Source organism: Paenibacillus beijingensis (assembly GCF_000961095.1).
GTDB lineage: Bacteria > Bacillota > Bacilli > Paenibacillales > Paenibacillaceae > Paenibacillus_O > Paenibacillus_O beijingensis.
This window is the reverse complement of the sequence record NZ_CP011058.1, coordinates 5,280,592-5,293,981: the sequence shown is the minus strand read 5'-3', so window position 1 is coordinate 5,293,981 and position 13,390 is coordinate 5,280,592. Positions and strand designations below refer to the sequence as shown.

Here is a 13,390-nt window from a genome sequence, read left to right as displayed (position 1 = left end):
TTTATTGCCTCCTATTGCGCATCCATCATTAAATTGGAGAAAACGAGAAGGGAAGATTCGAGATGCCGCTTTCCGAGAAGAAAATCGTGGATTCGAAAAACGGGCTTGAGCTTCAAGATTTACGGGACGAAAACATTCATATGGTTTGTTTTAAAGGGTCGAACTTTCATGGAATTGATATGAGAAATACGACTTTTGCTCATACCAATTTCGTAAACTCCAAGTGGGAACATATCTATTTTTCAAATGTACACATCAATATGATTCAAATGGGTGGAACTGTATTTGAGAATATTGTCCGTCCGAAGTCGCACGAAAGCCATCTGCTCGAAGAACCCGGCACGGACGGTTGGGTTAACGTAGAACCGGTCCTTTTCCTAAACAGTAATCTGAGCACGGCTATTTTTGATCGATGCGATTTATCGGATGTCGAATTGAACCATTGCAATATTGACGGATTAAAGATTGACGGAATTGCCGTGAAGGAGTTAATTGAACAATTCAAGAATAAGAGCCGGTGACAAGAAATGATCGCTGAACAAAACACTTTATGAATGGGAGCACGATCATGTCAAACACAGTCGAAATTATTGAATTGGCGGAAAAGAAGTTTGTCGGCATACCTGTCACATCGGCATTTAAAAAATCATGAACCCAAAATAATCGAAGAGACCAAAGCTGTCTTTAATTCTTTTGTCCGCATTTCACGTCGGAAACGTTATTTACTTATTTTTATTGTATGGAAGTCGAACAATTGTCGGATGTGCCCGCGAAGGAGCTCGTTGCTGCATCGATTCAAAACTCGACGCTCTGCTATGGGATCTATGACGGCAATCCTGTTCATGGCGAAGCGAGGCAGGTCGGTTTTGCGTGTGTCATATCGGATCTGGTTCGGTTTTCGTGGTTAGGAGATGTTTTTGTCGTTCCCGAGTATAGAGGAAAAGAGCTCGGCAAATGGCTGATCAGCGTCATTGTCGAGCATCCGAAATTGAACATGGCTAGACCGTTGAATTGGGAAGCGGTTTATGACGGTTACGGTTTGAAAGAGAGCAAGTAAAAATAACGCGGCAATCAGTCGGAGGCATGTCCGGTGCGGTCATTTGCGGAATAAATGGCTTACTAATAGAGCGAAATGAGGCGGTCCTTATGGGAAAAATGTTTGATTCACTGTTGCCGGAACACGAAGCGTTCATTAAGGAGCAGCATCTCTTTTTTGTCGGGACGGCGGGAGCAAACGGTCACGTCAATGTTTCGCCAAAGGGATACGACGTGTTTCGAATATTATCTCCGAACAAGGTTGCTTACCTCGATTTGACGGGAAGCGGAAATGAAACAAGCGCGCACTTAACGGACACGAATCGAATGACGTTCATGTTCGTTTCATTCTCGAAAACGCCGTTAATATTGAGGCTTTATGGGAACGGGGACGTTATTTTACCCGGAACCAACGCATGGGAAGAGTTGAAGGGGCATTTCAACGTGCTGCCCGGGACAAGGCAAATTATCGTCTCGGAGATTCATGGCGTCAAGACGTCTTGCGGCTTCAGCGTCCCTTTCTATGAGTTTGTTGATGACAGAAGCATGCTCGTCGACTGGGCGGACAAACAAGGGGAAGACAAGCTGACGGAATATCGGAACAAAAAAAACACGGTCAGTATGGATGGCATCGTTACACCGATCGGGAAAAGCTCGTTCTAAAAGCAAGACCTTGCTTCCATGGGAAATGACTCATTACATACTTTTTATTTGTCTTAGAAAGCGCTAACATTATTTCGGAAAAAGCGAAAAAAACTATTTACAAGGGAACGTATGTTCGATATAATGTGTGTGGCAATAAATACCAACTGGGAGGTTGAATGTTATGAATCGAGTTGTCTCGTTTGAATTGAGCAGTCAAGATCCGGAACGTGCTGCCGGCTTCTACTCTACTGTTTTTGGCTGGAAAATAGCCGAGCCTAATTGGGGATATTACCCCGCCACAACGGGAGAAGCGGATAAGCAAGGAATTAATGGCGGCATTTCGAAAGGGCCTAGCGACTTTCCTCATGGAACCCGAATTCAAATCGAAGTCCAGAACATCGATGAAACGATAACCAAATCGGTTGATTTGGGGGCTCAGATCGTAAGAGAGAAGATGGAGTTTGACGATTTTTATTTAGCTTACTTGGTTGACCCGGTTGGAAATGGAATTGGACTTATTCAGTATAAATGATCCGGATTCGGATCAAATTCGATTTGCAAGCGATCCGATTGAAATGGATGGAAGCAAACTTCTTTGTTGAAGAAAACGGCCGTGCAAAACGTTATTTTATCGTTTTGCACGGCCGCTTTGTATTGGAGAGGGTTAAGTGCCTTGACGAAGCGAAGCCAGTTGCGCGGCGATTTTGCGGCCGTGGAAGCGGCCGGTCTCGATGAAAATTTCGTTGGCTTCCCGTCTGGAGGCGATAACACCCGCCAAATAAATGCCAGGCACATTCGTTTCCATCGTATCGGAATCGAAGTAAGGGTAGCCTTCAGGTTCGATCCGCACCCCGATTTGCGTCAAAAATTCGCGGTCGGGATGAAACCCGGTTAAGGCGAGCACAAAATCGTTTGGCAGCGAGAATGCTCCTTCCGCGCTTTCGATGGTGACGTGGTGCGGGTGAATTTCCGTAACCCGCGATTGAAACAGCATCGTAATTCGCTCTTTGGCGACCAAGCTTTCAAAAACCGGTCGCACCCACGGCTTAATTCCCGGCGAATACTCCATGCCGCGGTAGACGACCGTAACGATTGCACCGGCGCGTTCGAGCTCCAGCGCTGCGTCGATGGCGGAATTACTGCCTCCGATAATGGCGACGCGCATGCCGGTATAAGGATGAGCTTCACGGAAAAAGTGGGTGACTTTGTCGCTATCTTCCCCCGGGATGCCGAGCAGGTTGGGCTGATCAAAATATCCGGTTGCCATCACAACCGCATCGGCATGATACAGCTTGCGATCTCCGGTCCGGTCTTTGCTTTCGAGCTGGAAGCCTTGTCCGAGCGGCGTCACCCGGTTGACGGACTCGTATGCGTTGATGCGGACCCGGTGGCGCAGCGCAACCGTCCGGTAATACGTGAGCGCTTCAAGCCGGGACGGCTTCTCATGCGCAGTCGTAAACGGGATATCCCCGATCTCGAGCATTTCCGGCGTGCTGAAGAAATGCATGTATGTCGGGTATTGCGAAATCGAGTGGACCAGGTTTCTTTTTTCAATGATCAGCGGTTTCATTCCGATCTGCTGCAGCTCGAGCGCCGCAGCAAGGCCGCATGGTCCAGCGCCTACAATAATAACGTCTTCCTTTTGCATGAATCTCTTACCTCCTGAATGCGGCAGCTACTGTTAACGGTATAAATAATAAACGAGGTGAATTCATATTCCGTTATGATTGCGCCATTCTGTTTGTGTCGATACTTTATTTTAACCATGCTCAGGCTGTGACTGCAAACTCGGCTATTGACTCTGTGTACGAGCGTCGGTTTCATGTATAATAAAGACTAGCTTACAAAGTTCAAAGTAGTAGGAGGGATGCGGGATGAGGCGACGTTTTGTTATCGAGGCGGTAATGGTGGCGACTTACGGCCAATTGCTCGTTCCGGGTCATCCGGTGGACTATGTGCTGCCGTATTCGACGATTCTTGAGCTGTATGACATGAAGGACGGGAACGATCCGATTATGGACGATCCGAAGGACGATACGTATGTCAGGCAAAAAATCGGGGAGCTGATCGCTTTTTTCGAGGATCCGCTAAACCGTAAAAAAATCGAACGGGCGCTGCAGGCGCCGTGGCGTGAAAGTTCGCCGCTGCTGCTCAGCGATACGATACAGTTTACGGTCGTGCATGCACTGGATAACGCGCAATATGGGGAATATTTTGATCCGATTGAAACCGAGCTGCTGCTCACCGCTTCGAAGCTGGAGCTGCCGCTGCTTTCCGATCAGTTCGAGTTTCAGGATAAGCTGATTGAAGCGGAAGTGCCGGTTCAGGTATACGACATCGAAGATTTCGAGTTTGCGGTGGAAGAGGGCATCTCCCCCCAAGTATGGGACAATTAGTCTACCCAACCGTACAAGCCGATGCAGCATAGAAGCGGCAAAGACATTCAAACTGTCAGGACAGGCCAAAAGACCGGGAGCCTTCAGATGTCCCGGTCTTTTGGCGTTTGAGTGGACCAACTCCCGGCCTCGTGGGGAGAGACTTTAAGCTGTCGGCTCCAGCTGAAACGCTTCGGCAAGAAGCCGGTACGAATTCAGACGCGCTTCGAAATCGTGGGCCAGCGTGACGATCATCAGCTCATCGGTTTCGTAAGCGTCCTGAAGCGCAAGCAATTTTCTCTTCACCGTTTCCGGACTGCCGACAATGAGACGCTGCCGGTTATGCCGGATCCGCTCCATGTCGAATTCGTTGAACGAATACGCCTCGGCCGACTGAACGGACGGGAAGCCGGGCCATTCCTTGCCCCGCTCCAGCAGGTGGAAGGAGAGATCGAAGCTGCGGGAGAGGCGCACCGCTTCTTCGTCGGTTTCCGCGCAAATGACGAAGGCGGCTACAATTCCATTCGGATGCTCGTTCCAAACCGACGAGCGGAAATGCTCTTTGTAGTATTTCATCGCTTCCTCGCCGCCGTACGGATTAATGAAGTGGGCAAAGGCGAAAGATGCTCCCTGCAAGGCCGCGATGACGGCACTGTCGCCGCTGGAGCCGAGCAGCCACAGCTGCGGCGCGGTATCGACGACCGGGGAAGCCTTCAGTCCGGCAAACGGATGGTGGCCTCCCGGCGTACCGTGCAAATAGTCCGTCAAATCCGAGATTTGATCAGGGTACCGGTCCACGGATCTAGTTTTGCCTTCCTGCAGCGCGCGGGTGGAAAGCGGCATTCCGCCGGGCGCGCGGCCGAGGCCGAGATCGATCCGGCCGGGATGCAGCGCCTCCAGCAGCCGGAAATTTTCCGCCACTTTATATGCGCTGTAATGAGGCAGCATGACGCCTCCGGAGCCGATGCGGATATGCTTCGTATTCGCCGCCAGATGGGCGATCAGCACTTCCGGACTGGAGCCGGCCAGAGCGTTCGAAGCGTGATGCTCCGATACCCAGAAGCGGCGGAAGCCTAGCTTTTCGGTTTCCTGCGCCAGCTTCGTTGTATAGGCCAGCGCTTCGGAAGCCGTCTTTCCTTCCGGAACGGGAGACTGGTCGAGCACGCTTAAGGTAAGCATGGAAAAACACCTCCGTCTTTAAATACAAGGGTTGCTCGTGCGCGTGCGCCTGGTAGAATAACCGGGTTCTCTATCGGTCGGCGGCGCTTCTGCCTTCGGTGCGGTCGATCGCTTCCGCCATCGTTTTGTCGGTCAGATGAGCGTAGATTTGGGTCGTCTCCGGGGAGGCGTGTCCGAGCTGCTCCTGCGTCTTATACAAGTCGTTGCGCAAATAATAATCCGTCGCAAAAGAATGCCTCAGCTTATGTACGGACAGCGAAGGCTTGCCGAACCGTTTGGCGTATTTGATTACCATTTCCTGGATCGCCCGCTTGGTCATCCGCGAACCTTCGTTTTTGCCGTTGGCAATGGCGAGAAAAAACGCTTTTTCCCGCTTCGGGGCTTTGTAATGCGTATCGCGCAGCTGCATATATGCAGCTAAGTCGTCGACCGCTTCCTGCCGGAAATAGACGGGCGTCTTGAACGTATCGTCGTTTTTACCTTTGCGGTAAACGTACGTCAGCTTCTTTTTCAGATCGAGATCGTCCATATTCAAGTTGACGACCTCGGATACGCGCAGACCCGAATTCAATATGAGGCTGATGATGCAGGCATCCCGCACGACATTTTGTTTATAAGCGTACAGCGCCTGCTTGTTCGACGCCACATCGCTTCCGTAATCGCGTTTGACATAACTTAGAAACTCCGCGATCTCTTCTTCCTGCAGCAGCTTGCCTTCCAGCTTCGCCGCCGTATCCTTCGGCTTATGAGTCCGCTTGATCGATACCTTGGCCATTACGTTGCGCCTCAGCAGCGGATAGAACTGCTCATCCTCGGCAATTTGGCTCAAATAATGAAACAAAGAGCGCAGGGAGGAGAGCTTCCGCGACACCGTCGTGCGGGTATTGGCATTTTCCGGCCGCGTCGCAAGGAACATCCGGAAGTTGTCGATGCTGTCCATATGGAGCTTCTCCAGCTCTTCCAGCTTGACTTCGGCAAATGTCGGTCCTGCGGCCAGCCCTTCAGCCAGCAGCCAGCGGAAAAACGTCTCATAATCCCGGACATATTCCAATAGCGAGGAAGGGGAGAGGTCGGGCAGCTTGTAATTGATGAATTTTTCGACGTACCATGGCATCATCGGAACACGCCGGTCCAGCTCCTGCCGGTCTTTTTGCTTTAAAATATTCATAAATTGGCGCCTCCAATCGCGACCCGAAACGCCGGGTTTCAATTCCTATTTTAGCAATCCCCGTCAATAAGGACAACATAACGTAACTCCGAATATGTTAACTTATTGATCAAAGAATGGGCTTAAATCGGTAAGGCGAAGGAATTAATGTTTGGATTCGCGAATAAAGAACGGATAATAACGCTGTCATGCAGGCATGACTGCAAATCAGTCCATGAGGGAGAACAAGCTGTGACGAACGATCCTCGCGTGCAGGAGCTGATTACGCTCAAAACGATTGCGGAGAAGTTAAACCAGTCCAACGATTTGACGACGATGCTGGATACGGTTCTGGAAAAATTGCTCGACGTAACCGGTCTGACGACGGGCTGGATTTTTTTGTCGGACGGTACTTCAGATTATGAATTTGCGGCCGACCGCCGGCTGCCGCCTGCTTTGCTGCATCAAGACAAACAGCCGATGCGGTGCGGAACGTGCTGGTGTCTGGATCGTTTCTGGGACGGGCGGCTGAAAAATGCCGTCAATATCTTGAATTGCAAAAGGCTTGACGATGCCGAGGCGAACCGACTTGGGGATACTTGCGGGATTACGCATCATGCGACCGTTCCGCTCAGGGCGGGCAGCCGCAACTTCGGCGTGCTCAATGTGGCCGCTCCGGGAAAAGAACATTTCGCGGGCGAGGAGCTGGCGCTGCTTCAGGCAGTCGCGTTTCAGATCGGCGGAGCGGTGGAACGGATGCGCCTGCACGCCCTGGAGCAGAGAAGAGCGGAGCTGTTTACAAAGCTGGGAGAGTTCAGCCGTGCCCTCAGCGTTGTGGTGAGCGGCGGCGTTGCGCCCGGCCAATTGGTAGATCGGGCCGTTGAATTAATCGGCGAGCATTTCGATTGGCCGGCGGCGGGAATGATCGAGTTTCTGGGCGACGATATTGTGCTGCGGACCGTTCATGTCGGCGGGCGGACGGATACTCCGTTTATTCAACTTCCCATGACCGATATTGATATGTGTAACAGAGCCGCTCCCAAGATTTGTTTCCAGGAGATTAAGTCGAAGCCTGCAGAATGGCTGTTAAACAGGCCTGAGCTTCGGACAGTATTGCCGCCGCTCCGATCGGCAACGGCGGCTGTTGTTACGCTTGGAAGCGGAGCGGCTGCCGGATTGCTGTTTGTAGGCCATAGCAATAAGACACATAAATTGAAACGAATTGATGAGGAAGTACTTGAAGCGATTGCGGAGCATGTCGCCGTCGCATTGGAAAGCGCTCGTCTTGAAGAGAACCGGCGGGAGCTTGCCCGGATGGAAGAGAGGAACCGCTTAGCCCGCGATCTGCACGATTCCGTATCCCAAATGCTGTTTTCGCTTAGTATGACGGCAAAGGGAGTCGAATCGCTCCTTTCGAGCGAGCAGCTGGATTCGGCTCGCTCCGCCGTAAAAGATATGCAGTCCCTTTCCAAAAGCGCATTGAAAGAAATGCGCGCGCTCATTATGCAGCTGCGGCCCGCCGGACTTGAAGCCGGACTCGTCCAAGCGCTGCAACAATACGGCCGGAAGCTGGAATTGGACCTAGCGGTGCATAAGTCCGGCATCCGGGAGCTGCCGCATGCCGTGGAAGAGGCGCTATGGCGAATCGGGCAGGAGGCGCTGAACAACGTGAGCAAGCATGCCGGCACCGCTAAAGCGGAGGTCTCGTTGATTCTGGGCGGCAGCGAAATTATTTTGCGTGTCGCAGACAAAGGGCGAGGAATCCGCAATCGGGGAACGAGCAACGGTCTTGGATCGATCGGGCTTTCGACGATGCGGGAACGTTGCGAAGCGCTCGGAGGAACGTTTACGCTAGCGAGCGCCATCGGTCATGGAACGACGGTCGAGGCTGCGATTCCGCTGCCATCCGTAACAGAACGAGGTGAAGAGCCGTGACGATTCGATTATTGCTGGCGGACGATCACGCCATGGTAAGAAAAGGGCTGCAGGTGTTTCTAAATACGCAATCGGATATGGAACTTGTCGGCGAAGCGTCAAACGGGCTGGAAACGCTGGACAAAGCAGCCGCCCTGCAGCCGGACGTCATCTTAATGGATCTGAACATGCCCGGGTTAAACGGGATCGAAGCGACGAAGCAAATCAAGGCGGCATTTCCGAATGTCAAAGTAATCGTACTGACTTCATTTTCCGATCAGGATCATGTTCTTCCCGCCATCCGGGCAGGTGCCAAAGGATATTTGCTCAAGGACGTTGAACCGGAGGAGCTGGCCCGTGCGATTCGGCGGGTTTATCAAGGGCAGGTTGAGCTGCATCCCGAAGCGGCGGGGCAATTAATGGACCTGATCGCCGAAGCGGAGCCGCCGAAGCCGCCGGAGCGGAATCCGGATTTATTAGCGGAGTTAACGAAACGGGAGCAAGAGGTGCTGCGGCTTATCGCATCCGGCAAGAGCAACAAGGAAATTGCCGAGATTTTAGTCATTACCGAAAAAACGGTTAAAACCCATGTCAGCCATGTATTGAATAAGCTTGGAATGGCAGACCGGACACAGGCCGCGATTTATGCGATCAAGTACGGTCAAGGCGGATAATGCTTCCCAAAAAATCAGACGAAAGTCGTAGAAACGTTCAGCCCATAGTTGGACGTTTTTTTGTCCGAAAAATCATCCCCTCTGCCGACGCCCTTATCACGAAGATCGGGTACGATAAATGCATCAAATGAAGCGAAATAGAAAGGAAAGATGAACCATGAATATCGTCATTATTGCGGGCAGCAACCGGAAAGGCGCCACCAGCACGCGGCTCGCCGAATATGTGGAAGGCTTGATCAAGGAACAACATGCAAACGTGAAGTTATTCGACCTGTACCGGTCGCCGGTGCCTTTTTATTCAACTGATCAACCGTATTCGGATCATGCGGCTCTGAAGGAATTGAAACAAGCTGTCCTGAATGCCGATGGAATCATCCTTGCAACGCCGGAATACCATGGAAGCATTTCGGGCGTATTGAAAAATGCGCTGGACCATCTCAGCCAGGAGCACTTCGGCAATAAACCGGTTCTTTCCATGAGCTCATCGGGCGGGGCGGTAGGCGTCAGCTCGCTGCAGCAGCTGCAGGCTATTGTGCGCAACCTGCACGGCATTAACATGCCGGAATGGATTTCAATCGGAGGCGAACAGCGCAATTGGTTCGAGCCGGGCGGCAGCGGGGTCGGCCATGACATGGAGGTGCGGATCCGCCGCGCGCTTGGCGCCTTTTTGGAATTCACGCAGCGGCTTGCAGTAAAAGTTTAATCGAAGTTATAAACGCTTTGAATGGCAGCCGTCACGACAAAAAAATAAAGAGCCGTCAGAACGAGTGCGCGTTTCTGACGGCTCTTCTTTGTGCAAACCTCTTAAATTGCCGCACTTTTGAAATGAACGACGATTTTCAGCACTTCGCTGCGGCTTGCCAGACGAACGGGAGGGCCCCAGCTGCCGAATCCGGAAGAGACGAAAACATGCATGACCGCTTTGCGCATATAACCCCAGTCCAGCTCGAACAGGCGGCGGGTAATCCAGTGATTGGGGGCGAATTGGCCGCGGTGGGTATGCCCGCACAGCAGAAGATCGACGCCGGCGTCGGCAGCGAGCTGAAATTGATACGGCTGGTGATCCATTAATAGAATCGGGAACTTTCGGTCGGCGCCTTCAAGCAGCTTTTCCACGCTTAATCTTCCTTCTTCCATCGATTCGGCGGTTTTGTCTTTGCGCCCGGCCAAATAAAACGAACCGTCCACCATTATTCTCTCATCCTGAAGGACCGGAATGTCGATGGCGTTCATCCTTTCCACATATTCCGCAATATGGCCTCCGTAATACTCATGGTTTCCAAGCACGGCATACGTTCCGAGCGGCGCCTTCAACTTTGCCAGCGTGTCGCTCATCACGTTGCGCACGAAAGGTTCGAGAACATCATCGATGACATCCCCGGGAAGCAAAATGAGATCGGGATTAATTTGTTCGACTTGGTGAAGAAGGCGGCGCAAATGCCGGTTGCCGACGATGTTTCCGAGGTGGATATCCGAGGCGACTGCTATCGTGAGCATTTTTCGGGAACCGGCCGCTTTATCGACGGTAATTTCGTAAGAGCGAATAACGGGGCTCCAGGCGTTGCGGATTCCCCAAGCGAGCAGGATGATCAACAGCGCAAGCACGATAGTACCTTCCACTTGAACAATGGTGCGGAAAGGGATTCCGGCGGCATGAAGGATCAGTGCCGCAATGTCGGCGGGAATGAGCAGCAGGATGGCGAATTCCATGACCGCGAAATAGTAGGAACCGATAACTTTGAGCAGTCTGGACAAAGGGCCCAGCGTTCCGCCGCCGGCCCGTCCGATCAGGTAGGAGAAAGTAACGATCGTAAAAGCCGGCCAAAAAATAAATCCGTTATCAATCCCGGTCCATTGGAGGAATACGGCGATGTGCCAGCCAATATAATAGTTGACACCCAACCAGACGAGCAGCGCACCGGTGATGAAAATAATTGTACGAATGTTCCGCATCTGTTACTCTCCCTCAACCTTCATCGTATAATTTGCTGATCAGGACCTCTTCTTTCTTTTTACATGAAATTTATGGCAGCCGCAAGTTTTGTAACTTTCTTGAAACATTTTCGGTTCCGCCTTCGTTTATAGTAATAATAGAAGGTCATATTACCTGGTCCTAATAAGGGGCAATCCGTTTTGAGGCCGAATCATAAGGTTAAACAACTTCTAATGGCGCATCTTGTCGTCATGAGAACTAAAGGGGAGACATAAGGATGAAAAAAACAGCTTTCAGCATGGTTACGATCGCCTCTGTCTTGTTTTATTTTATTACGACCGCCAATGCCGTCGGCGGCGATTATACACCGGTTCCGAAATCGGCCGATACGCAATCTGCATATATAAACAAGCTTTACGAGCAGGGAGGAAAATGGTACATAACCGTTGACCCGATCGAATGGTACGAAGGGGAAGCGGCTAACAAAGTGTTTGCCGAGCAGGAGCCGGATTCCGGTTTGGATGAAGCGCCTGACGGCTATTATATCATCAACGGCAGCGAAGAGACGGCAACGTTTGAAGTGAATGCCGGTGCGGACGTGCAAATGCAAATTTTCGATCACGACGGCAATCCGGAAGATGCGCAAATTAACTGGAATGAGCAAATTACGCTGTCCAAGCTCGCCGAGCTGTTGACCACTGAGGATATCCTCAGTGTATCGGATTATCCGTATCACGTTACGATTCACGACGGTAAAGTGACGAAAATTGTCCAGCAGTACATTCCTTAACGGGTCCGGCTGAGATCCGGAATAGCCTTGCAAATGAAATGCACCTTTTGGAAATATTTTTCCAGAAGGTGCATTTTTAACCACAGATAGAATTTATAACTCAACTTTCGCAGTTGCGAAATCAAATTCTATCTTGGCGATAAAACCTTCGATAGAGGTTTTCTCATTGACCGCGATTAATTCGAGCCCCCGTTCAAATAATTGAAGAAGGGATGATCGACCCAAAATTTGTACGTTTCCACTTCGAGTGCAGGATCAAGCTTTTTGAAGCCGTTCACGATGGCCTCCGAATTTTCGTTCAGCGAGAACGATTGCGCATAATAATTGCCTTTCGTAATGCGGTTATTCGTGATGATATCGTAATCGGCAAGCTCCGTATTGGAATAATAAAGCGGCTGCCACCACGAGCTGGCGATCAGACCCGTCGCCTTGTCATCGTTCTTTTTGGCGTAGGCGAAAATAAGGGATTGAAACCGCTGCTTATCCGCTGCGCTTGCAAATTCAAACGCCAGGTCGTATTCCTTCGCATAAGCGATATAATTGCTGTTTTCGATTTGCACGACGTGGTAGTCCTCGGTATCCTTCGGTTCGCCCCATTCTTTCAGGTAGATGTAGGCGGACGTCTTCGGTTCGAATTGCACCTTGGCATCGATTCCTTCACTTCGCAGCAGACCGATCAATTGCTTGGCGTGCGTCAAGTTGTCGTGTCCGTATGTAATGGATAATGAATCGATAAATTCGGACTCATAACGCAAATCTTTCAAATTATAGCCGGTCACGAGGTTTTGTTTTAAGGCCGTGTCAACAACCTGCTGCAGGTCCGGAACTTGAATGAGGCGGGAAGTATTGTAAGCGTCGTTCAATTTGTTGTAAATGTCTGCATCGCTTGTATATCCGATGTAATGCTTGAAGCTTCCATTAAAAACAAGAACTTTGCCGAGCAGCGTCTCGACGAAGGAAGCCGATACCGGTTTCTTGCCGCTCAGTTCCGGAAACAGGGAGGACGGCACAAGTCCGTTGTCGATCGCCGCTGCAACTTCCTGTCCCGCCTGCTTGCTGAATGCGCCCGGCTTCAGCTTCGCTTTCGCGAGTGCGGTGTTTACTTTGCTTTGCGGATATGTATAAGCGAGCTCTTTCAGCCCGGCGGCTTTAACGGCAATGAATATCGCCGTGAATGCATCCAACGGCTTTTGCGTGTTTACGGCTGAGGAGGTAATAATGCCTTTTTCGAATAAAGCGGCTGCAGGTCCATACAGCGGATCGCTGACAGGCAAATCGTCAAACGCAACTTTCGCCTCGTTATCCGCCTTCAGTGCAAGAGCCAGACTCACATTCCGGATGAAGTCGCCTTTCGACGATGCAGGTGCAATGTCGATGCCGAACTTTAGCTCCAGAAACTGCGCGTATTCGGCTGCGGAAATTTCGTGCGCGGCAGAAATCGGCTTTACCGCAGGGGCGCTTGCATAGGAGATCGAAGATGCGGAAACGAGCGATACAGCGAGCGAGAGCGTGACAAGCGTCTTACGGAGCGGTTTACCTGCATGTTCAGCATGTTTAGAATGGATTGTCATCATGATGGCATGTCCTCCTTAAATCTGATTAAATCAATCAACATAGTATTGATTGCTCCGTATATTACGGCAAAAGGTAAAGGTTGTCAATGAAATAGTACCATGATTCTTGTGCCGGATCGAGAAA

Annotated in this window: 14 protein-coding genes; 9 read left to right on the top strand and 5 right to left on the bottom strand. The window is 51.0% G+C overall.

Features of this window, described 5'->3' with window-relative positions; genetic code table 11:
* Nucleotides 1–62 precede the first annotated feature (62 nt).
* From VN24_RS26620 to VN24_RS23880, 4 genes are all read left to right on the top strand, one after another.
* Nucleotides 63–521 (top strand): pentapeptide repeat-containing protein, encoded by a 459-nt coding sequence (locus VN24_RS26620; protein WP_052703126.1) that lies wholly within the window; start codon nt 63–65, stop codon nt 519–521.
* 242 nt (nt 522–763) lie between these two features.
* Nucleotides 764–1,057, top strand: coding sequence for a GNAT family N-acetyltransferase (locus VN24_RS23890; protein ID WP_238590956.1), 294 nt, complete (start codon nt 764–766; stop codon nt 1,055–1,057).
* An 89-nt stretch (nt 1,058–1,146) separates the two neighbouring features.
* Nucleotides 1,147–1,698: a pyridoxamine 5'-phosphate oxidase family protein gene (locus tag VN24_RS23885; protein WP_045672459.1), complete on the top strand. Its 552-nt coding sequence runs from the start codon at nt 1,147–1,149 to the stop codon at nt 1,696–1,698.
* 163 nt (nt 1,699–1,861) lie between these two features.
* Nucleotides 1,862–2,212, top strand: a complete 351-nt coding sequence (locus VN24_RS23880; RefSeq protein ID WP_045672458.1) for a VOC family protein — start codon at nt 1,862–1,864, stop codon at nt 2,210–2,212.
* 132 nt (nt 2,213–2,344) lie between these two features.
* On the opposite strand, the gene VN24_RS23875 is transcribed toward VN24_RS23880, so the two are convergent.
* Nucleotides 2,345–3,328: a YpdA family putative bacillithiol disulfide reductase gene (locus VN24_RS23875; protein ID WP_045672457.1), complete on the bottom strand. Its 984-nt coding sequence runs from the start codon at nt 3,326–3,328 to the stop codon at nt 2,345–2,347.
* Between the two features lie 226 nt (nt 3,329–3,554).
* On the opposite strand from VN24_RS23875, the gene VN24_RS23870 reads away from it, so the two are divergent.
* Nucleotides 3,555–4,076, top strand: coding sequence for a hypothetical protein (locus tag VN24_RS23870; protein ID WP_045672456.1), 522 nt, complete (start codon nt 3,555–3,557; stop codon nt 4,074–4,076).
* Nucleotides 4,077–4,220: 144 nt separating this feature from the next.
* Here the strand turns inward: VN24_RS23870 and VN24_RS23865 are convergent, their stop codons facing one another.
* Nucleotides 4,221–5,234 (bottom strand): LLM class flavin-dependent oxidoreductase, encoded by a 1,014-nt coding sequence (locus VN24_RS23865; RefSeq protein WP_045672455.1) that lies wholly within the window; start codon nt 5,232–5,234, stop codon nt 4,221–4,223.
* Between the two features lie 70 nt (nt 5,235–5,304).
* Complete coding sequence (gene xerS, locus VN24_RS23860; protein ID WP_045672454.1) at nt 5,305–6,402, bottom strand: tyrosine recombinase XerS; 1,098 nt, start codon at nt 6,400–6,402, stop codon at nt 5,305–5,307.
* Between the two features lie 231 nt (nt 6,403–6,633).
* Here xerS and VN24_RS23855 point away from each other — a divergent pair, with 231 nt between their 5' ends.
* The 3 genes from VN24_RS23855 to VN24_RS23845 all read left to right on the top strand — a co-directional run bounded on the left by VN24_RS23855 (nt 6,634) and on the right by VN24_RS23845 (nt 9,672).
* Nucleotides 6,634–8,316, top strand: a complete 1,683-nt coding sequence (locus VN24_RS23855; RefSeq protein WP_045672453.1) for a GAF domain-containing sensor histidine kinase — start codon at nt 6,634–6,636, stop codon at nt 8,314–8,316.
* Nucleotides 8,313–8,969 (top strand): response regulator, encoded by a 657-nt coding sequence (locus tag VN24_RS23850; RefSeq protein WP_082084112.1) that lies wholly within the window; start codon nt 8,313–8,315, stop codon nt 8,967–8,969. The genes VN24_RS23855 and VN24_RS23850 overlap by 4 nt, the downstream gene beginning before the upstream one ends.
* A gap of 157 nt (nt 8,970–9,126) precedes the next feature.
* Entirely contained in the window at nt 9,127–9,672 is a 546-nt protein-coding gene (locus VN24_RS23845; RefSeq protein ID WP_045672452.1) for an NADPH-dependent FMN reductase, read from the top strand.
* Between the two features lie 101 nt (nt 9,673–9,773).
* On the opposite strand, the gene VN24_RS23840 is transcribed toward VN24_RS23845, so the two are convergent.
* Complete coding sequence (locus tag VN24_RS23840; RefSeq protein WP_045672451.1) at nt 9,774–10,922, bottom strand: metallophosphoesterase; 1,149 nt, start codon at nt 10,920–10,922, stop codon at nt 9,774–9,776.
* Nucleotides 10,923–11,179: 257 nt separating this feature from the next.
* Between VN24_RS23840 and VN24_RS23835 the strand changes: the two genes are divergently transcribed.
* Nucleotides 11,180–11,692 carry a hypothetical protein gene (locus tag VN24_RS23835; RefSeq protein WP_045672450.1) on the top strand — a complete coding sequence of 171 codons (513 nt, stop codon included), beginning with the start codon at nt 11,180–11,182 and terminating at the stop codon, nt 11,690–11,692.
* A gap of 176 nt (nt 11,693–11,868) precedes the next feature.
* Here VN24_RS23835 and VN24_RS23830 read toward each other — a convergent pair whose 3' ends face one another.
* Complete coding sequence (locus VN24_RS23830) at nt 11,869–13,266, bottom strand: hypothetical protein (RefSeq protein ID WP_238590767.1); 1,398 nt, start codon at nt 13,264–13,266, stop codon at nt 11,869–11,871.
* Between the last annotated feature and the right edge of the window lie 124 nt (nt 13,267–13,390).

What these genes read in the sequence shown, in the direction of transcription:
- VN24_RS26620 (WP_052703126.1), top strand. Translation starts at nt 63, where the DNA reads ATGCCGCTTTCCGAGAAGAAAATCGTGGATTCGAAAAACGGGCTTGAG.
- VN24_RS23885 (WP_045672459.1), top strand. Translation starts at nt 1,147, where the DNA reads ATGGGAAAAATGTTTGATTCACTGTTGCCGGAACACGAAGCGTTCATT.
- VN24_RS23880 (WP_045672458.1), top strand. Translation starts at nt 1,862, where the DNA reads ATGAATCGAGTTGTCTCGTTTGAATTGAGCAGTCAAGATCCGGAACGT.
- VN24_RS23875 (WP_045672457.1), bottom strand. Translation starts at nt 3,328, where the DNA reads ATGCAAAAGGAAGACGTTATTATTGTAGGCGCTGGACCATGCGGCCTT.
- VN24_RS23870 (WP_045672456.1), top strand. Translation starts at nt 3,555, where the DNA reads ATGAGGCGACGTTTTGTTATCGAGGCGGTAATGGTGGCGACTTACGGC.
- VN24_RS23865 (WP_045672455.1), bottom strand. Translation starts at nt 5,234, where the DNA reads ATGCTTACCTTAAGCGTGCTCGACCAGTCTCCCGTTCCGGAAGGAAAG.
- xerS (WP_045672454.1), bottom strand. Translation starts at nt 6,402, where the DNA reads ATGAATATTTTAAAGCAAAAAGACCGGCAGGAGCTGGACCGGCGTGTT.
- VN24_RS23845 (WP_045672452.1), top strand. Translation starts at nt 9,127, where the DNA reads ATGAATATCGTCATTATTGCGGGCAGCAACCGGAAAGGCGCCACCAGC.
- VN24_RS23840 (WP_045672451.1), bottom strand. Translation starts at nt 10,922, where the DNA reads ATGCGGAACATTCGTACAATTATTTTCATCACCGGTGCGCTGCTCGTC.
- VN24_RS23835 (WP_045672450.1), top strand. Translation starts at nt 11,180, where the DNA reads ATGAAAAAAACAGCTTTCAGCATGGTTACGATCGCCTCTGTCTTGTTT.
- VN24_RS23830 (WP_238590767.1), bottom strand. Translation starts at nt 13,266, where the DNA reads ATGATGACAATCCATTCTAAACATGCTGAACATGCAGGTAAACCGCTC.